This window comes from Proteus sp. GOKU (assembly GCF_015475555.1).
In the GTDB taxonomy this organism is placed as follows: Bacteria; Pseudomonadota; Gammaproteobacteria; order Enterobacterales; family Enterobacteriaceae; genus Proteus; species Proteus mirabilis_B.
Map to the genome: position 1 here is coordinate 1,589,666 of NZ_CP034105.1, position 16,879 is coordinate 1,606,544.

Here is a 16,879-nt window from a genome sequence, read left to right on the forward strand (position 1 = left end):
GTGGTGACATTGCTAATTGGCTTATGGGGGGCTTATGCCTGAACTCATGCTCACGTTGCCATTTCCACCTAGCGTAAATACTTATTGGAGAAATACCCAAAGAGGAACCTTAGTCAGTGCAAAAGGGCGAGTCTTTAGAGCAAATGCGATTGCAGCAATCTATGAACAATTAAAGCGTAGACCTAAGGCTATTGAGAGTGATGTGTTTGTTTCAGTGAAATTATATCCACCAACTAAACAAGCCAGAGATATTGATAATTTCTTAAAGGCACCTTTTGATGCGCTTACTCATGCGGGTGTATGGGGGGATGATAAGCAGATTAAAAAAATGGATGTTGAATGGATGGACGTTATTAAAGGCGGGAAGTTTGAAATAACCATTCGTCAGCATAGTAAAAGCGTGATGTACGGTCACGAGTAAAACGTGGAGAGAAATAACATGAATGGATTAATTGTTATTGATGAAATTTCGACCGCTCCTGAGATCACAGGAGCGTCTATTGCTACTGCTAGAGACTGTCCGTTTGGGAAGAACATGACCAGTCCTAATAATCCTCGCGAAACCCAACCGCATTTCTTTGAGAGTAAAACGGATGAGCTGATCCGCATGGTGATGCTGAATAAACAGGTGAGTGCATGAAATTATTATTAACTCCCTACATTCAACCTGAACTGGGTGTTGTATTACTTAAACCAGGCGCTGAATTACTCGAGCAATTTAAGAAGCACCACCGTGTGATCATCAGTGATGTGCCAAAAAGCTTAGATGTGTTGCCCTCAGGTGCATTAACAGGTGATGAACAGCCAATTTTAAACAATAAGCACATTGTTCAATTTCTCAATAACAAAAAAGTGATCCACACCATCGATAAAGTATCACCGATGGATACGTGGGTTATTCGTCATATTCAATGCTGTCAGATTGATAACGATGAAGATAATTACCATCATCACGAGTTAGTAACTACATTTCATGAGGCGGGTGTGATCCGCACCTGTTGGCATCATGATAATCATATCCGCAATTCATCAGCCGGGGGGGTTGCTGAATTGGCCCATAAAAACCGTATTAATTGGATGTTAGACACTATTCGTTTTCGGTTGAGATTAGATAGTGGCCACCAGCTAACGATACCTGATTTTTTCTCATTTGCAGTAATGCATAACCTGGTTGATGAATTACCAGAAGCGATATTACGTCGTATTTTAGATTGGTCAGATAAAAAAGAAGAACGCAGAGTTCACGGTGGTTTTCCTGAATCTGACATTATCCCAAGTAACGTAACCGCATTATCAGCAATGAATGAGCGTTTAGATGCGATAAAACCAGTTATTAAAGTTGCTGTCGAACCGGAGCCACCAGCGTCATTTCTTCTTAAACCTAAAATGCAACGTTGGGAAAATACCCAATGGCTTCAATGGGTAAAAACACAGCCATGTTGTGTTTGCGGACAACAAGCTGATGATCCACATCATATCATCGGTCATGGCATGGGAGGCATAGGCACTAAGGCTCATGACCTATTCACTATTCCATTATGTCGCATTCATCATGACGAGTTGCATCGTGATCCCAAGCAATGGGAAACCATTCACGGCAATCAAATCGAGTTGTTATTTCATTTTTTAAACCGTTCATTAGGTATCGGTGCATTTATTTAACGTGTGTACGGCACGAGGAGTATTAGCATGAAACTAGAGTCAGCATTAAAACAATTTTATCCAAAGTCACCGATGATCACCGATACGTCAAACTGTACAGATCCCAACAGAATGAAGGGGATGGATACCGCAGGAGCACTTGGCATGACGGAACATCGTGCTAAATTTGGCATGTCTGCGTTTTTTGCTAAGAATGACGTGAGCGAAGAGGATAAGTTCAGCACCGTAGAGCAGTTAACACAATATGCATTAAGGGGAACACCAAAGCTGGTGGCTAAATCAGCAGGTAATAAACTAGGTTACTGTTTGGTTATTTTATCAAAGATGGCGTTTGAAGATTATTCTCGTTCAGCAGGTTCGGTTTGTGAATGCCAAGCATGCAAAGGTAAAGGTATAGTTTACAATTGTAAAAATGTTATTAAGCATGCAGGCATTATCAATCTTAATGGTGATGTTATTGTTGAACCTAAAGTAAAAAATGAGCTTGTTGGTGAGTTGTGCCAAATCTGCAATGGAAAAGGAAAACTAAGCTATCGTTGTCGCTGTAAAGGACGCGGAAAGGTTTTAGATGAAGAGCAAACGGAATTACAAGGCGGTGTACCTGTATTTAAAGATTGCCCTCGTTGTTCTGGCAGAGGTTATAAAAGGATGCCTTCTTCAGTCGCATATCAGGCTATTAGCAAGCTACTTCCAGAATTAAATGAGAGAACATGGCGCAGAAATTGGAAACCGTTTTATGAAAGTTTAGTTAATAAATGTTTTATCGAAGAAAATCGTGCTGAGCAGATATTTATTGAATTGGTTAAATAATAATAATGTTTTTTTTGTTTTGTTTTGTTTTGTTTTGTTTTTTAGTATTCATTTGTTTTTCTTTTAATTAATACGATTTGTCAGTAGATGATATGTAGTTGATAGAATAATTTTTTAGATTAAGCAATAACTCAAAGGAAAAGTAAATAAGGTGATGTTTTATTTATGTTATTGTTTTTAATATTTATTAAATCTAATTTTATATTTGATATCTAGATTACTTTCTTGACATGATTTAGGTTTCTGCTAACTTCAATATATAAGTTAAATTACTGTTAATTTATTTTAACAAATAAATGAAATTAATATATTAGGTGGTAAAAATATGGAAATTCGCACTAATAGTTCAAGTTCCGAGCTGTTATTTTATTCCTCTAGTGTGGCTCAAAGGAGAGTAATCGAACTTTTCAGTAATCAAGAGGAAAATAGAGGTAAGCCTTTATCAAATTCAGATAAATTAGATAATGCTAATTCTGTTTTAGGTTTATTTACATCTGTGGCAAATGCTGTAGGTTTTGGTTATAAACATATGGGAAAAAACCCTGAAGAGGAAGAGAGTACTCTTTCTGTCAATATCTGTAATTTATCTAATTATAATGTTTATATTCAGAATATCATCCTTCCGGATAATGCTAAAAATATAAAGCCTAAAAATACATTTTTCCCTCTAAGTCAAGGTGAATCGGGCACAATTGATTTATCCATAAGAGTGAGCCTGAAAGATAATGAAAAATTTGAGTTACCACTAATTGTTTTTGATGATGACGATCACCCTAATTACTATAAATTAACCCTTATTTCAATTTCATATGGTAATGGGCATGCCATAATACCAAAGAAAATTTACACTGTAGTACACAATGAGAATAATCATGAGCATCCTGAGGAAACACTTGAAGGAGAATTTAATAAGAGTGAAAAAGAACCTATCCAGTTAGAAATGGCAGAAATAAAGAAGATCGAGAGATTTAGTCGCCTTTTTAGCATAGGTGTCGGCATACTTCCTGGTTTTGTATCAAAGGCTGAGGCACAACAGAATAATGACTCCAGCTTAAATATTTTCTTTATTAATGGAGAGAACTGATATGGATAGAGCATTTGACGAATATACTGGCTATAATAAAAATGAAGAACTTGTCAAACATCATGTAAATTATCTAAGAACACAAGACTCAAACAGTCGTGGACTACCAGGTTTGGATTTTGTTTCGATTCTGACTGGTATTGGAGTGTCTATTACCTCGCAAGTATTGAAAGGGAAAAAGAGGCGTGCCGAATTAAAAAAAGTCAGAACCACTCCACTGGATATTAGGCTGAATAACTACACTGATTCACCAATTATAATTTCTTCTGTAAATAGCCCATGTAGCCACAGTCTTGACAGTATTCTAGTTCTTCCTTCTAGCCAAAGTACTATTACTGTGCATTTTTCATATACTTTAGATAATGAACACATGATTAAATCATCATATGTTGGTTTGGCGTTTGGTTCAGGAGAAAATTACACACATTTCAATCTTGAATTTGAAGCAAATTTTAGTTTTTCTAACCATTCAGATAAAAATCCTCAAGGTAGCTTTAGAGTAAGCAAGATTGAAGTTTCAGATTCAAAAAATAAAAAAGGGGAAAATTACTTTAAACAAGAAGGTAATAGCTCTGAACTTAAACTTTATAAGATGCGCCCTTTAGCTAATATGATGAAGCTGATAACAGTAGTTACAGCCTCATCATTAGACTTTGAATCCCCTTTAAGTATTACTTTTTATGATTCTGTACGGGGTTAGAAAAGTAAGTTATTGATAGGTATTCTTGCATTTTGTCCGGTACTGCCTTATCATCTTTAAATAGTGGGCGATTTATTACTTACCACACTAAATTTTATCAAGACCTCGCTTCGGTGGGGTTTTTTGTTATCTGCAACCTGTAAATAATCATTACAGGTCACATATTAGTTATTAAGGCGTCTTGTTTAATTGTTTTTCGGGGAAAGTAAAAGCATTACTCCAGCACCTGCCAAAAGGCCAGAACAAGTTCGATTAAAGATAGTCTTAGCCTTTGGTTTATTGAGTAATTTTTTCATGTGCAAACCCAACAAGGCGTACAACATGATCGCTATGAATTCAAGAAGCAAAAATAGTGAACCAAGCACTAAAAACTGTTGACCAGCCTCAATTTGAGGGTTAATAAACTGAGGAAGAAAGGCTGTGAATATTAGGATTGCTTTTGGGTTTCCTGCTGCCACAAAAAACTCCTGTTTTGCTAATTTAAATATGGATGTATCCCTTTTGGATTCGGTGATACTGAATTCAGAGGTTGGGGATTTCCATAATTGGTATGCTAGCCACAGAAGGTAAGCAACTCCAGCAAATTTAATTGTGCTGAAAATGACTTCTGATGTTTGTAATACTACAGCTAGCCCAAACGAAGCCAGAACAATCATAATCACAAATGCGAGCAACCTACCGAGACCTCCAGCACATGAATGAGTGAAGCCATAGTATGCTGCATTATTAATTGAAAGTAGGTTGTTTGGTCCCGGCGCGAGATTTAAAGCAAAGCAGGCTGGGATGAAAAGAAGTAGTGTTGAAAGTTCCATATAATTCCATTTGTATTTTTTAATGTGCGTTTGCAAGTTAATCATACATATAAGCTGAAAAAGAATCATTCAGAAGATCGCTTAGGCGGTCTTTTTTCGTATATAGCCACCGCAAATCATCAAATCACATAGTTTAATTACTGCAATGAAATTGCGGTTGGCTACCTATTAACTAATAACCTCCGCCGAGGGGGTGAGCCATGAAAATGAAAGAAAATCCAGACTTATGGGAGCAGATACTTAATTGTCTCTATTCGGTTAGAGAGCAAGGTATATCAGCTTCTTTGGCTGGAGGTATGGCTATTCTCCGAGGTTTATATAACGGCGGAGGATGGAAGAAAACCTCCATTGACGGGATCATGTGTGCTGTATTCGCGTGGTTCGTAAAAGACATTCTGATCTTATTTAATATTAATCATGAGTTTGCTTATGTGGCCAGTGTGTTTATTGGATATATCGGCGTTGATACAGTAAGCAAGATTATTAAAGGCAAGGCAGGGCTGAGAAATGACTAAATCTAATCGTGAACCGGCTCGCGGGGAACGAAATAATAATCCAGGCAACATTGACTATAACCCACGTAATAAATGGAAAGGTTTGGTCGGTATTGAAACTGGAGTGCCTAACCCTCGATTCTGTGTCTTTGAGTCTCCTGAGTATGGCATCAGAGCAATTTATAAACTAACTCAAACATATCAACGTAAATATGGTTTGAACTCAGTATCAACAATTATTAATAAGTACGCACCGCCAGTTGAAAATAATACCTCTGGTTACATTAGTCGTGCATCAAAAGAGATTGGTGTTGGTGTTAATGACAAGATAGACACTCAATCAAAACAGGTTGCTATCTCTTTAGCAAAAGCAATCGTAGGCGTTGAGTTGGGTTATCAGCCGTATTCACAGAAAGTATTTGAAGATGCTTGGTTGTTGTTATGAGTAAATTAAAACCTTGGGTTCCATTAATTTTTTGGGGTGCAATGTTGCTCTTCTCAATGCTATCGATGAAAGAAGTTATTGAGCTTAGTAAAGAAAATAAATCACTCACCGAACAACTCTCACAACAAGTAGAAATCAACAATAAATATCAATCTCGCATTGATAAATTAAACGAACTCGATATAAAACACACTACGGAACTTAACAATGCAAAAGCTGAAATTGATCAGTTGCGTGATACTAGTGAGCGTAATCCTGAGCGGGTGTACATCAAAGCCGAATGCCCCAAAGTCTCAGCCACTTCCACCTCCGGCATGGCTAATGCAACCGCCGCCCGACCTACTGACACCGCTATCAGAAATTATTGGTTACTCAGAGAGCGAATTGCACAGTCAGAGCAAGTGATATTAGGATTACAAGATTACATTAGAGCGGAGTGTTTGAAATAAAAAAAGACTTAGTTATGTATTCGCAACTAAGTTAGCAACAATGACACCTGTCAGTTATTTTTTCTAGGAGTATTACTTATAGTAGTTGTGTAACTCGAAGGATATTCTGTGAAAAATTAATTGCTGAGGTCATAGACATGGGTATTTTTTCTAGAATAAGTAACTTATTGTTGGTGATTATAGGTTTGTCGATGATATCTGTTTCTTCTTATGCTGATCCAGATAATGGGCATGGAAGAGGTCACAATAAAGGATATCAAGGTGAGAAACCAAACAAATGGCATAATAAATCACAAAATAATCACTTTGATAATGAAACCTCTTTCTCAATTTCTCTATCTTATAATGAGGCTAGAGCAATTGCGTTGAATGGTGGATTTACTGGATATTCATCACTCCCTCCAGGTATTGCTAAAAATTTAGTAAGAGGAAAGCCATTGCCTCCTGGTATTGCGAAGAAAATGGTTCCTGAAAAAATGCTTAGCCAATTACCTTACTATCCTGGTTACGAATGGCGCATTGTTGGAAATGATTTGGTATTGATCGCATTAAGTACAGCGATAGTCACTTCAATTATTAATAATGTTTTTGATTAAAACATAGTGAGTTAAATATATTCGGTATCATTGCAGGGTTTTAATCTATAAAAATAACCCTGTGAGTTTGGGCTCCCACAGGGCTTTCACTAGTATGTGTGAAAACAATAGATTACCAATATCCAGTAAGCCAATCTGTTAATAATCAACGTAAGTTTTTTAGAAAAGAAATATGAAGGAGATTACTTGCTATTGGGATGATTCTTAGATTAATAAACAATAAATACTGTATATTTAAACAGCATTCTCGGATGTTTAAGGGTACAAAAATGTGGAGCTAGATGGCTTCATTGTAAAAACTAAAGGAGTAGTGAATATGTTAGTTATTAAAGATGATGGAAAGTATGCACAAGAATATATTGAATTAACTTCAGACCAAATTAAGGGGATGGTGCGTACTCCGCTTGGAGAGTATTATCAAGGTGCTTTACTTATTTCTGTTATTCGACGTTCATTTCCAAAACCTGTTGGCCCTACTGGTCACTGGCAGCAAGATCCTATTTTAGGTCGAGACAATTATTTCGTGGTTTTTTGTTTGGAAAATAAATTGTTTTTGTATAATTTTATTCCTGTTATTAATTCTACACGAGATGATTGGTCAACAGACGATAGCGTCGCAGCACCACTGAACGCTCACAGGGTTGATGAGGAAGATGATTTGATTAAAATGGTTCAAGGTATTGAATTTCCATACGCTAATGAATTTTAGTTTATAAAACTCTACCTATTTAAATAAATACAGCCTCGCAATAGCGGGGCTTTTTAATGGATGCAATCAATGAGCCGTATGTACCCATGAAACCTATTGTTGAAGGGATGGGGTTAAACTGGAAAAATCAATTCAGTAAGATTAAGCAAAGGTTTTCCAAAGGTATGGTGGAAATCACCATACCTACAAAAGGTGGCGACCAATCTATGATTTGCCTACAACTTAGAAAACTTTCAGCTTGGATGCTGACTATTTACCCCAACAAGGTCAAACCTGAAATTCGCGATAAAGCAATTCAGTTTCAAGAGGAGTGTGATGATGTCCTTCATCGATACTGGACAGAAGGGCAGGTTGTTAACCCCCGAAAATTAAGCGTGATGGAACAACTTAATGAGGCTTGTGCTGATTTTAAAAGAGATGAAGCATCGCCAGTAAGTTTGGCAAGGGATTGAATGCCTGGAAAGACGTCAAATCTCAACATGGGCGTAAAATTAAGGATCTTGCTAATCAAGCAGGTGAACTAATGTTAGAACTTATTCTTGTTGAAATAGGAAAAGGCAAAACCACTAAATCAAAATAACAAGAGAGGTGCCCTTAATTTCAAGGAGATGAAAACCTCATGAGCATATTAACGGAACTATCGGCTGGCGGTTTTTTAATTCTTACATTCTGGTTATGGTGGGTAATAGATGACTACGACAAATTAAGCAAAGATTACAACACGGCAACCAATACCGCTGATTGTCTATTGCCATACATACCCGAGCAAATGACATGGGGAGAATCGTTAATGTTAAACATCTCCCTGTTATCGGTTATTGAGCAATGTAACTCAGACAAGAAAGCAATACGGGAAATTGAAGAGAATAGATAAAAAAATACCCTATGAGTTTGGGCTACATAGGGCGGTTAAAATGAAGCAAAAAATAAATACTTAGTAAGTATACAGTTATTACCAGGAATAAAAAGCGCCCCAATAGGAGCGCAAAGTAGAACACATAGAATGTATTAGATATCAACACTGGGTTGATGGAAATTTAAGTATAATTACCTGTACATAAACTTACAAATCCAACCCATCTATTATTGAAATAAATCAAATCGATTTCCATGCATTATTAATGCGTCGCATTGTCGCTGTCTCCTATGTTAGCTATGACCTGCATTACCTCACAGTGAGCGCATAGTGAGAATCAAAAACAATGAATCCACTCAATTCTACAAACGTCATTCTTAGAGTGATGTTGATAGAGTTTATATAGATAGCCATCAGTTAATCGCTGGTGGCTTTTTTATTGGAGATAGATATGTCAGATAACACTATTCAATTAAAAGTCTCAGTAGATACATCAGACTTAGATAAGTTAGAAGAGCAACTAATCCGCATTAAGCAACTGATGCAAGATGTAGGTGTGAAGCCTAAATCAACACCACAGTTTGCTGGTAAGTTATTTATCAAAGATACCTTTGTTAATTCCGCAGAACTAAAAGATGTGGCTATCAGTAATAAGTCAGAGCATGACATCAATGCTCAGCTAGCAGATTTACGTATGCGAGCTGATCGACAAGATATTGCTATCACTGAGTTAAAAAGAGTAATGGAAACTCAGAATAAAGTATTTGCAGATATGGCAATGGAATTCACTAACAAAACGTGGTGCAGTCAGAAGTAAAGGAAATAACTATGGCTAGTCAAGGTTTTAAGAACCCCAATCAATTCAGAAAGCAATTAGATGAACAATTACAGGATAAGTATTTAAATCCTAACGGGTATCAGCCAAAGGATGAGATTAAGAATCCTATCCCGCCACCAAAGAAACCTTAATCATAATAAATTGATTTTATTATATATAATTCAAAAGGTACTCCCGGTGGGGTACCCTCTCCACGGGGCGACGCGCACGCGGGAAACGGCGCATTTTTCAATTTTTATCGGTCGTCACCACCAGTATAATTATTTGATAAATATATATTAAAAAAATAACAGTGATGAATTTGCTTGTTTTTTGTTCACCACTATCTCAAAGCTTTAACTCTCATTTTTATTGTTTTACATCTCATTTCACTGCGCATTCACCGCGCAAAATAACCCATAGAACCTTACAGAAAGTCGAACCTGAGAAATCCCGTTAATGGTGTTTCTATGGGGCGGTTATTTCTGGTGAACAGGTTCGCTTTTCTATAAGGATTTACACCATGAGTAATGTAGTCGTTATTCCTGAATTTAATTTTCAAAAAATGGTTATGGCATCTGACGGTAAAGTGTTCACAACGAGTAAAAAGATTGCTGAGTATTTTGGTAAGCGTCATAAGAATGTGTTGAAGAAAATAAAGCAAACAATCAGTGATTGCCCTAGTGAATTTGCTGGGCTCAATTTTGAGCCCACTGATTACATTGATAAAAATGGTGATATTCAGCCAATGTATAAGTTATCCAAAGACGGATATATGCTATTGGTAATGAGTTTTACGGGTAAATCAGCAATGCTTATTAAAATAAAATTTATCCAAGCATTTAATTGGATGGTAGATCAAATCAATCGCTGGAAAGGTTTAGGTGAAGAGGCTCAGCATCGGCACGCATTAAAATCTGCTAAGTCGGAGTTAAAAGGTCGCCTTGGTAGCCAGTTAATGAATAAACGTAAGAAAGAAAAGAAAGCATTGCAATTGGAATATGAGCAAATACTTTCACTCACACAACCCAAATTATTATTTGTAGATGAATAGGCCATAGTGGCCTTTTTTATTATTGAATTCGTTATGATCAGGAGTGGAATAAAACAAATGAAATATGGACAAAGAACTCAAACACCTAAAACTCAATATCAGCCAGATAGCTGCACTTTCTGGTGTCCATCGGCAAACTGCTTCCGCTCGTCTTAATCATTTAGAGCCTGTTGCAGGCAATAGCTCAAATCTAAAACTCTACGCACTCACTGATATTTTATCTGAAATGATGAAGGCGCCAGCCCCTGTCGATAATCAGAAAATGTTACCTCAAGATCGGAAAGCGTGGTATCAGTCTGAGCGGGAGCGTTTGAAGTTTGAACAAGAAGTGGGAGAGTTATTGCCTGCCTCAGACGTTGCACGAGAATATTCAGCACTGGCTAAAGCGATGGTACAAGTGTTGGAAACGTTACCTGACATATTAGAACGTGATTGTGCATTAACACCGACAGCCGTATCTCGTGTTCAAGGTATTATTGATGATCTTCGCGACCAGATAGCACATCAAGTCTTAAGTGATCAATCGGATGGTGAAGAGAGCGATGAGGATGAGTTATGACAGCAACAGTGTCAGCAACCACATTAAGAAAAAATGTGACACAACTCATTAAAGCACCGAGGCGAATGCCAGTTGCGGATGCTGTGGCAAAATATATGCGCGTACCTGTGGGAGCGGGTAACTCTGTTCCTTGGGACCCAGCAGTATCTCCTTACATTGTTGAACCTATGAATTGTTTATCGTCACGGCTTTATGATGCAGTGATATTTGTCGGACCTGCGAGAACAGGAAAGACGGTCGGGTTAATTGATGGGTGGGTGATTTACAATATTGTGTGCGACCCTTCTGATATGTTGCTGGTGCAAATGACGCAAGACAAAGCACAAGAGCACAGTAAAAAACGGCTTTCTCGCACCTTTCGTTGCAGTCCTGAAGTCAGCAAACAACTCAGCCCTCGTCGTAACGATAATAACGTGTTTGATAAATACTTTTTATCGGGCAGTTTTTTAAAAATGGGGTGGCCATCGATTAATGTGATGTCCTCATCTGATTTTAAGTGTGTGGCACTCACCGATTATGACCGTTTTCCAGAAGACATCGACGGTGAAGGAGATGGCTTTTCTTTAGCCTCAAAACGGACAACCACTTTTATGTCAGCGGGTATGACGCTGGTGGAAAGTTCTCCGGGGCGTGATATCACAGATACTAAATGGAGTCGCTTATCGCCTCATGAAGCTCCGCCCACAACGGGCATTCTATCGCTCTATAATCGGGGGGATCGCCGTCGCTGGTACTGGCAATGTCCTCACTGCCACGAATATTTTCAGCCTATTTATGATGCGGTAAAGGGGTATCGTGACAATCCAGATCCCGTAGAAGCGAGTGAATCTGCGTATGTGGAATGTCAGCACTGCTTAGGTCGCATCGAACCCCATCAAAAACGGGAACTCAATAATAAAGGGGTGTGGTTGATTGAAGGGCAGTTCATTGATAAGCAAGGGAAGATCTCAGGCACAGGGCGTCGTTCGCGTATTGCCTCTTTTTGGATGGAAGGACCTGCTGCTGCTTATCAAACGTTGTCTCAGTTAGTTTATAAATTACTGACTGCAGAACAAGAATACGAATTAACCGGCAGTGAAGAAACCTTAAAAGCGGTCACCAATACAGACTGGGGTTTACCTTATTTACCGCGCACAGCACAAGAACAGCGCCGGAGTGATGAACTTATAAATCGTGTAGAAAACTGGGAAGAGTCAGTTGTGCCAGATGGCGTGCGATTCTTGGTTGCCACAGTTGACGTACAGGGCGGTAAAAAACGACGCTTTGTGGTTCAGGTGGTCGGTTACGGTGAAAAAGGCGAACGCTGGGTGATTGACCGCTTTGAAATCACCCAATCCCTACGTTATGACAACAACGGTGAATGCCGTCGAATTGATCCGGGCTCTTATCCTGAGGATTGGCAAGTATTAATCACCGATGTATTAGAGAAAACCTATCCATTGCAACATTATCCTCACCATGAAATGGAAATCATGATGTTGGGCGTGGACTCTGGTGGTGAAGATGGCGTTACTGATAATGCTTATAAATTTTGGCGTCGCTGTCGAAAAGAGGGATTACACCGTAAAGTCTATCTCTTTAAGGGCGATGGGCATAAACGCAGTAAGCTAATCACCAAATCATTCCCCGATAACACCAGTCGTTCTGAACGGCGCGCCCAAGCGAAAGGGGATGTGCCTCTTTATTTACTGCAAACGGATCAACTCAAAGACCGGATCAGTTCTGCGTTATCGCGCGATACCGTCGGACCTAATTATATTCATTTCCCTGATTGGCTGGATGAATCGTTCTATGACGAGTTGACGTATGAAGAGCGTGATGAAAAAGGGCATTGGGAAAAGCCGGGTCGAGGTGCTAATGAGGCATTTGACCTGATGGTTTACGCTCATGCCTTGGTGATATTAAAAGGGTACGAGAATATTAATTGGGAAAAACCGCCTAAATGGGCGAGATTGCCTGATGTAATGCTTTCCTCATCCCCGTCAATTGCCGATATCGCCACAGAGCCTGAAATAAAACCCTCACCCGAAATCCAAAAACAGGAAACGCCTGCCGTATCAGCATGGGCACCGGTATCAAACAGCGGAGGCTGGATATGACGAAAGAAGAAATTGAACACATGATTGAGCAATACCGTTTAGCGGAAGAGGCGGTATTAAAAGGCAAATCCATCACCTTTAATGGACAAGCCATGACAATGGAAAATCTCAACGAGATCATAAAAGGTCGTGAGCGTTGGGAATCTCGTTTGTCGGCGTTGATATCGAGAAAACGAGGTAATCCAATGTATAAATTAGCGAGGTTTAGATGACATTATTAGACAGCGCCATTGGTTATTTCGCCCCAAACTGGCAAGCCTCACGCCTCCGCTCTCGATTACAAATTAAAGCTTATGAAGCCGTTTTACCCACTCGTACTCATCCCGCTAAACGTGAAAATCGCAATGGTAACCAGCTAACTCAATTCGGTGGGGCATCATTACGGGAGCAAGCGCGGTGGCTAGATAACAATCATGATATCTCTATCGGCATTCTCGACAAGATGGAAGAACGCATTGTCGGGGCAAAGGGCATTATTGTTGAGCCTCAGCCCTTAGATGGCGCAGGGCAAATCCATGAGGATTTAGCGTCGCAAATTCGTCAAGCCTGGGCGGAATGGTCCGTGTTACCCGAAGTGACAGGGCAATTTAGTCGCCCTGTATTAGAACGTTTATTGGTGAGAACGTGGCTACGTGATGGTGAAGTCTTTGCTCAGCTCGTCAAAGGTAAAGCCAAGGGGTTAGATCCTCAAGCCAATATCTATTTTTGGCTCGAAGCCTTAGAGCCTGACTTTGTGCCTATTCACATGAATATGCCAGAAAGTAAGATTATCCAAGGCATTAAGTTCAATGAGTGGGGGCGACCCACAGGGTATCAGGTATATAAAAACCTCCCCCAATTCAGTGCCAATTTGGGGGATATCAAAACCATCGATGCTGAAAATATGTTGCACCTGAAGTTCACTCGTCGGCTTCATCAAGCGCGGGGTGTCAGTTTGTTTTCGGGGATCTTAATGCGCTTAAGTGCGTTAAAAGATTACGAAGATGCGGAATTGACCTCCGCACGTATTGCAGCTTCATTGGGGATGTACATCAAAAAAGGGGATGCCGGCTCTTTCCCTGAAGGTGAATACGACGAAGATGAGCAACGTAATATTGATATTCAGCCGGGCATGATTTACGACGGTTTAAAGCCGGGTGAAGAAGTGGGCATGATCAAATCAGACCGCCCCAACCCTAATCTACAAACCTTTCGCAATGGGCAATTACGTGCGGTTTCTGCGGGTAGTCGGGGCAGTTATTCCAGTATCGCCCGTGACTATAACGGCACATATAGCGCTCAACGACAAGAGCTGGTGGAGTCATTTGAAGGCTATAACATTTTTCAAGACACCTTTGTGGCGGGCATTAGCCGTCCGATGTATCGCAATTGGTTAAAAATGGCGATAGCCAGTGGTGTGGTCGCCGTGCCACCTGATGTTGACCCTAAATCCCTGTTTAATGCGGTTTACAGTGGACCTGTGATGCCGTGGATTGATCCGAAAAAAGAGTCTGAGGCATGGAAAACCTTATTACGGGGTGGTGCGTCAACAGAAAGTGACTGGATACGCGCTAAAGGGGGCAACCCTGCGGATGTGAAACGTCGTCGTAAAACCGAAATTGACGAAAATAAACGATTAGGACTGGTATTTGATACTGATCCTGCTAATGACAAAGGGGCACAAGATGCTAAACAACAAGAACCTGATAACGATGCCTAAAATGTCGGGGCCAGTAACTCAAAAAAACTGGTTTCGCATGCAGGCTAAAGAAGACCAAACTGCAGATATCTATATTTATGATGAGATCGGTGGGTGGGGAATTAGCGCAAGACGCTTTACGGAAGATTTACTCTCGCTGGGTAATCTCAGTCATATCAATCTGCATATTCACTCTCCCGGTGGTGAGGTGTTTGATGGTATCGCCATTTATAACCAACTTAAAAACCATTCCGCAACAATCACGGTTTATATCGATGGATTAGCGGCTTCAATGGCATCAGTCATTGCGATGGTGGGTGATACGGTCATTATGCCGAAAAATGCCATGATGATGATCCACAAACCGTGGGGCGTTTCATGGGGGGATGCGAATGATATGCGCGAATATGCTGACTTGCTCGACAAGTTAGAAAACGTATTAATCCCTGCTTATGTGGCGAAAACAGGGAAAACAACCGAAGAAATTACCGCCATGTTAGAGCAGGAAACATGGCTTGATGGTGACGAGTGTGTTGAACACGGTTTCGCCGATAAAGTGATTGAGCCAGTAAAAGCAATGGCAAGTCTTACATCTAAACGAATTGAGGAATTTTCATCTATGCCAAGTGAAATTAAAAATCAAATTACCCCTAAAAACACGACCACATCTATTCAACAACCTATTACAGCCCCAGCACCAGCACCAGCACCAGAGCCACAGCCTAGCGCCACCTATACGGATGAGCAAACGCGCTTAAATGGCATTAAAGATTTATTTGCCATGTTCGGTGGTCGTCACAATGATTTGATGATCACTTGTTTAGCGGATGCGAGTTGTTCTGTTGAGAAAGCGCGTGAGCAATTACTTAACACAGTTGCAAAACAACAAAATCCTGAACCATCAAATAAAGGTAATGCGCATATTTACGCAGGAAACGGCAATATCGTCGGTGACAGTGTGCGTGCCTCTGTGATGGCGCGTGCGGGTTATCAGGATTATGAAAAAGATAACGCCTTTAATAGCATGACATTGCGTGAATTAGCGCGCGCATCACTGACAGAACGTGGTGTTGGTGTGGCTACGTATAATCCGATGCAAATGATTGGTATGGCCTTTACGCATAGCACCTCTGATTTCGGTAATATCCTGCTGGATGTCGCGAATAAAGCGATTTTGCTCGGCTGGGAAGAAAACGAAGAAACCTTTGAAAAATGGACGAAAAAAGGACAGCTCAGTGACTTTAAAACTGCACATCGTGTTGGGTTGGGGGCATTCCCTTCATTACGTCAAGTGCGTGAAGGTGCTGAGTATAAGTACGTTACGCTCGATGATAAAGGCGAAACCATCGCGCTGGCGACCTACGGTGAGTTATTTAGTATTACTCGTCAAGCCATTATCAATGATGATATGAACATGCTGACGGATGTGCCCATGAAGTTCGGTCGTGCAGCTAAAGCGACAGTCGGCGATTTGGTGTATGCGGTGCTTATCGACAATGAAAAAATGAGCGATAAAAAAGCACTATTTAGTGCCGATCATAAAAACATGATCACCGGCGGGATGGATGTGGAAACCATCAGTGCAGGTCGTACTGCTATGCGTCAACAAAAAGAAGGCGAACGTTCATTAAATATTCGTCCCGCGTTTATGTTGGTACCGACCACACTGGAAACACAAGCTACCCAAGTGGTTAAATCAGGCAGTGTGAAAGGCGCTGATGTTAATGCCAATATTATTAACCCAGTGCGTGATTTAGCGGAAATTATTGCTGAACCTCGTTTAGATGATGCGAGCGAGAAAGATTGGTATATGGCCTCACGTCAAGGTAGCGACACCATTGAGGTGGCGTACTTAAACGGAATCGATGTGCCGTATATTGACCAACTTGAAGGTTTTACCTCAGACGGTGTTACCACAAAAGTGCGTATTGATGCGGGTGTAGCGCCAGTTGATTATCGCGGTCTGCTGAAAGTAACTGGTAAGTAAGACGTCTTTTTTCTTCGTTTTATCCTGATGCCCTGATGGGCTTTTTTTATATCTAAAATCCGGTGCTT

20 protein-coding genes and 2 pseudogenes are annotated in these 16,879 nt (G+C 40.1%); 21 read left to right on the top strand and 1 reads right to left on the bottom strand.

All coding sequences use genetic code 11. The annotated features are described in order from the left end of the window. Positions 1-34 precede the first annotated feature (34 nt). From EHE21_RS07280 to EHE21_RS07305, 6 genes and pseudogenes are all read left to right on the top strand, one after another. Positions 35-421, top strand: a complete 387-nt coding sequence (locus EHE21_RS07280) for a RusA family crossover junction endodeoxyribonuclease (protein WP_194952263.1) — start codon at positions 35-37, stop codon at positions 419-421. 84 nt (positions 422-505) lie between these two features. Then, positions 506-640 (top strand): annotated as a pseudogene (locus EHE21_RS07285) (KilA-N domain-containing protein); the annotation flags it as partial. Continuing rightward, positions 637-1,662 carry a DUF968 domain-containing protein gene (locus EHE21_RS07290; RefSeq protein ID WP_194952264.1) on the top strand — a complete coding sequence of 342 codons (1,026 nt, stop codon included), beginning with the start codon at positions 637-639 and terminating at the stop codon, positions 1,660-1,662. The pseudogene EHE21_RS07285 and the gene EHE21_RS07290, both read left to right, overlap by 4 nt. Before the next feature lie 27 nt (positions 1,663-1,689). Further along, the gene (locus tag EHE21_RS07295; protein ID WP_194952265.1) at positions 1,690-2,472 is read left to right on the top strand and encodes an antitermination protein; all 783 of its coding nucleotides are present in this window, start codon (positions 1,690-1,692) and stop codon (positions 2,470-2,472) included. 325 nt (positions 2,473-2,797) lie between these two features. Next, positions 2,798-3,556 carry a hypothetical protein gene (locus EHE21_RS07300; RefSeq protein WP_194952266.1) on the top strand — a complete coding sequence of 253 codons (759 nt, stop codon included), beginning with the start codon at positions 2,798-2,800 and terminating at the stop codon, positions 3,554-3,556. A 1-nt stretch (position 3,557) separates the two neighbouring features. Beyond that, the gene (locus EHE21_RS07305; RefSeq protein ID WP_194952267.1) at positions 3,558-4,256 is read left to right on the top strand and encodes a hypothetical protein; all 699 of its coding nucleotides are present in this window, start codon (positions 3,558-3,560) and stop codon (positions 4,254-4,256) included. A 185-nt stretch (positions 4,257-4,441) separates the two neighbouring features. On the opposite strand, the gene EHE21_RS07310 is transcribed toward EHE21_RS07305, so the two are convergent. Continuing rightward, a complete protein-coding gene (locus tag EHE21_RS07310) occupies positions 4,442-5,068 on the bottom strand; it encodes a LysE family translocator (protein WP_194952268.1) in 627 nt (208 codons plus the stop codon). Between the two features lie 206 nt (positions 5,069-5,274). Here EHE21_RS07310 and EHE21_RS07315 point away from each other — a divergent pair, with 206 nt between their 5' ends. From EHE21_RS07315 to EHE21_RS07385, 15 genes and pseudogenes are all read left to right on the top strand, one after another. After that, complete coding sequence (locus EHE21_RS07315; RefSeq protein WP_194952596.1) at positions 5,275-5,583, top strand: phage holin, lambda family; 309 nt, start codon at positions 5,275-5,277, stop codon at positions 5,581-5,583. Next, positions 5,576-6,007 carry a structural protein gene (locus EHE21_RS07320; RefSeq protein WP_194952269.1) on the top strand — a complete coding sequence of 144 codons (432 nt, stop codon included), beginning with the start codon at positions 5,576-5,578 and terminating at the stop codon, positions 6,005-6,007. Before EHE21_RS07315 ends, EHE21_RS07320 begins: the two co-directional genes overlap by 8 nt. A 41-nt stretch (positions 6,008-6,048) precedes the next feature. Then, positions 6,049-6,456 (top strand): lysis protein, encoded by a 408-nt coding sequence (locus EHE21_RS07325; RefSeq protein WP_416384069.1) that lies wholly within the window; start codon positions 6,049-6,051, stop codon positions 6,454-6,456. Between the two features lie 137 nt (positions 6,457-6,593). Beyond that, positions 6,594-7,052: an anti-virulence regulator CigR family protein gene (locus tag EHE21_RS07330; protein WP_194952271.1), complete on the top strand. Its 459-nt coding sequence runs from the start codon at positions 6,594-6,596 to the stop codon at positions 7,050-7,052. Between the two features lie 316 nt (positions 7,053-7,368). Next, on the top strand, positions 7,369-7,761 hold the full coding sequence (locus EHE21_RS07335; protein WP_194952272.1) for a hypothetical protein: 393 nt from the start codon (positions 7,369-7,371) through the stop codon (positions 7,759-7,761). Between the two features lie 56 nt (positions 7,762-7,817). After that, a pseudogene (locus EHE21_RS07340) lies at positions 7,818-8,341 on the top strand (phage antirepressor N-terminal domain-containing protein). Positions 8,342-8,380: 39 nt separating this feature from the next. Beyond that, a complete protein-coding gene (locus tag EHE21_RS07345) occupies positions 8,381-8,635 on the top strand; it encodes a hypothetical protein (RefSeq protein WP_194952727.1) in 255 nt (84 codons plus the stop codon). 433 nt (positions 8,636-9,068) lie between these two features. Beyond that, the gene (locus EHE21_RS07350) at positions 9,069-9,434 is read left to right on the top strand and encodes a hypothetical protein (RefSeq protein ID WP_194952273.1); all 366 of its coding nucleotides are present in this window, start codon (positions 9,069-9,071) and stop codon (positions 9,432-9,434) included. 11 nt (positions 9,435-9,445) lie between these two features. Further along, the gene (locus tag EHE21_RS07355) at positions 9,446-9,586 is read left to right on the top strand and encodes a hypothetical protein (RefSeq protein WP_194952274.1); all 141 of its coding nucleotides are present in this window, start codon (positions 9,446-9,448) and stop codon (positions 9,584-9,586) included. 371 nt (positions 9,587-9,957) lie between these two features. Next, positions 9,958-10,488, top strand: a complete 531-nt coding sequence (locus EHE21_RS07360; RefSeq protein ID WP_194952275.1) for a Rha family transcriptional regulator — start codon at positions 9,958-9,960, stop codon at positions 10,486-10,488. Positions 10,489-10,552: 64 nt separating this feature from the next. Further along, on the top strand, positions 10,553-11,047 hold the full coding sequence (locus tag EHE21_RS07365; protein WP_194952276.1) for a DUF1441 family protein: 495 nt from the start codon (positions 10,553-10,555) through the stop codon (positions 11,045-11,047). After that, a complete protein-coding gene (locus EHE21_RS07370; RefSeq protein ID WP_194952277.1) occupies positions 11,044-13,146 on the top strand; it encodes a phage terminase large subunit family protein in 2,103 nt (700 codons plus the stop codon). The genes EHE21_RS07365 and EHE21_RS07370 overlap by 4 nt, the downstream gene beginning before the upstream one ends. Further along, complete coding sequence (locus EHE21_RS07375) at positions 13,143-13,358, top strand: hypothetical protein (protein WP_004247869.1); 216 nt, start codon at positions 13,143-13,145, stop codon at positions 13,356-13,358. Before EHE21_RS07370 ends, EHE21_RS07375 begins: the two co-directional genes overlap by 4 nt. Beyond that, on the top strand, positions 13,355-14,845 hold the full coding sequence (locus EHE21_RS07380; protein WP_156733921.1) for a phage portal protein: 1,491 nt from the start codon (positions 13,355-13,357) through the stop codon (positions 14,843-14,845). The genes EHE21_RS07375 and EHE21_RS07380 overlap by 4 nt, the downstream gene beginning before the upstream one ends. Then, positions 14,811-16,811 (top strand): ClpP-like prohead protease/major capsid protein fusion protein, encoded by a 2,001-nt coding sequence (locus EHE21_RS07385; protein WP_228766745.1) that lies wholly within the window; start codon positions 14,811-14,813, stop codon positions 16,809-16,811. The genes EHE21_RS07380 and EHE21_RS07385 overlap by 35 nt, the downstream gene beginning before the upstream one ends. Positions 16,812-16,879 lie beyond the last annotated feature (68 nt).

Coding starts and splice junctions, on each gene's coding strand:
- EHE21_RS07280 (WP_194952263.1), top strand. CDS start 35: ATGCCTGAACTCATGCTCACGTTGCCATTTCCACCTAGCGTAAATACT.
- EHE21_RS07290 (WP_194952264.1), top strand. CDS start 637: ATGAAATTATTATTAACTCCCTACATTCAACCTGAACTGGGTGTTGTA.
- EHE21_RS07295 (WP_194952265.1), top strand. CDS start 1,690: ATGAAACTAGAGTCAGCATTAAAACAATTTTATCCAAAGTCACCGATG.
- EHE21_RS07300 (WP_194952266.1), top strand. CDS start 2,798: ATGGAAATTCGCACTAATAGTTCAAGTTCCGAGCTGTTATTTTATTCC.
- EHE21_RS07305 (WP_194952267.1), top strand. CDS start 3,558: ATGGATAGAGCATTTGACGAATATACTGGCTATAATAAAAATGAAGAA.
- EHE21_RS07310 (WP_194952268.1), bottom strand. CDS start 5,068: ATGGAACTTTCAACACTACTTCTTTTCATCCCAGCCTGCTTTGCTTTA.
- EHE21_RS07315 (WP_194952596.1), top strand. CDS start 5,275: ATGAAAGAAAATCCAGACTTATGGGAGCAGATACTTAATTGTCTCTAT.
- EHE21_RS07320 (WP_194952269.1), top strand. CDS start 5,576: ATGACTAAATCTAATCGTGAACCGGCTCGCGGGGAACGAAATAATAAT.
- EHE21_RS07325 (WP_416384069.1), top strand. CDS start 6,049: ATGTTGCTCTTCTCAATGCTATCGATGAAAGAAGTTATTGAGCTTAGT.
- EHE21_RS07330 (WP_194952271.1), top strand. CDS start 6,594: ATGGGTATTTTTTCTAGAATAAGTAACTTATTGTTGGTGATTATAGGT.
- EHE21_RS07335 (WP_194952272.1), top strand. CDS start 7,369: ATGTTAGTTATTAAAGATGATGGAAAGTATGCACAAGAATATATTGAA.
- EHE21_RS07345 (WP_194952727.1), top strand. CDS start 8,381: ATGAGCATATTAACGGAACTATCGGCTGGCGGTTTTTTAATTCTTACA.
- EHE21_RS07350 (WP_194952273.1), top strand. CDS start 9,069: ATGTCAGATAACACTATTCAATTAAAAGTCTCAGTAGATACATCAGAC.
- EHE21_RS07355 (WP_194952274.1), top strand. CDS start 9,446: ATGGCTAGTCAAGGTTTTAAGAACCCCAATCAATTCAGAAAGCAATTA.
- EHE21_RS07360 (WP_194952275.1), top strand. CDS start 9,958: ATGAGTAATGTAGTCGTTATTCCTGAATTTAATTTTCAAAAAATGGTT.
- EHE21_RS07365 (WP_194952276.1), top strand. CDS start 10,553: ATGGACAAAGAACTCAAACACCTAAAACTCAATATCAGCCAGATAGCT.
- EHE21_RS07370 (WP_194952277.1), top strand. CDS start 11,044: ATGACAGCAACAGTGTCAGCAACCACATTAAGAAAAAATGTGACACAA.
- EHE21_RS07375 (WP_004247869.1), top strand. CDS start 13,143: ATGACGAAAGAAGAAATTGAACACATGATTGAGCAATACCGTTTAGCG.
- EHE21_RS07380 (WP_156733921.1), top strand. CDS start 13,355: ATGACATTATTAGACAGCGCCATTGGTTATTTCGCCCCAAACTGGCAA.
- EHE21_RS07385 (WP_228766745.1), top strand. CDS start 14,811: ATGCTAAACAACAAGAACCTGATAACGATGCCTAAAATGTCGGGGCCA.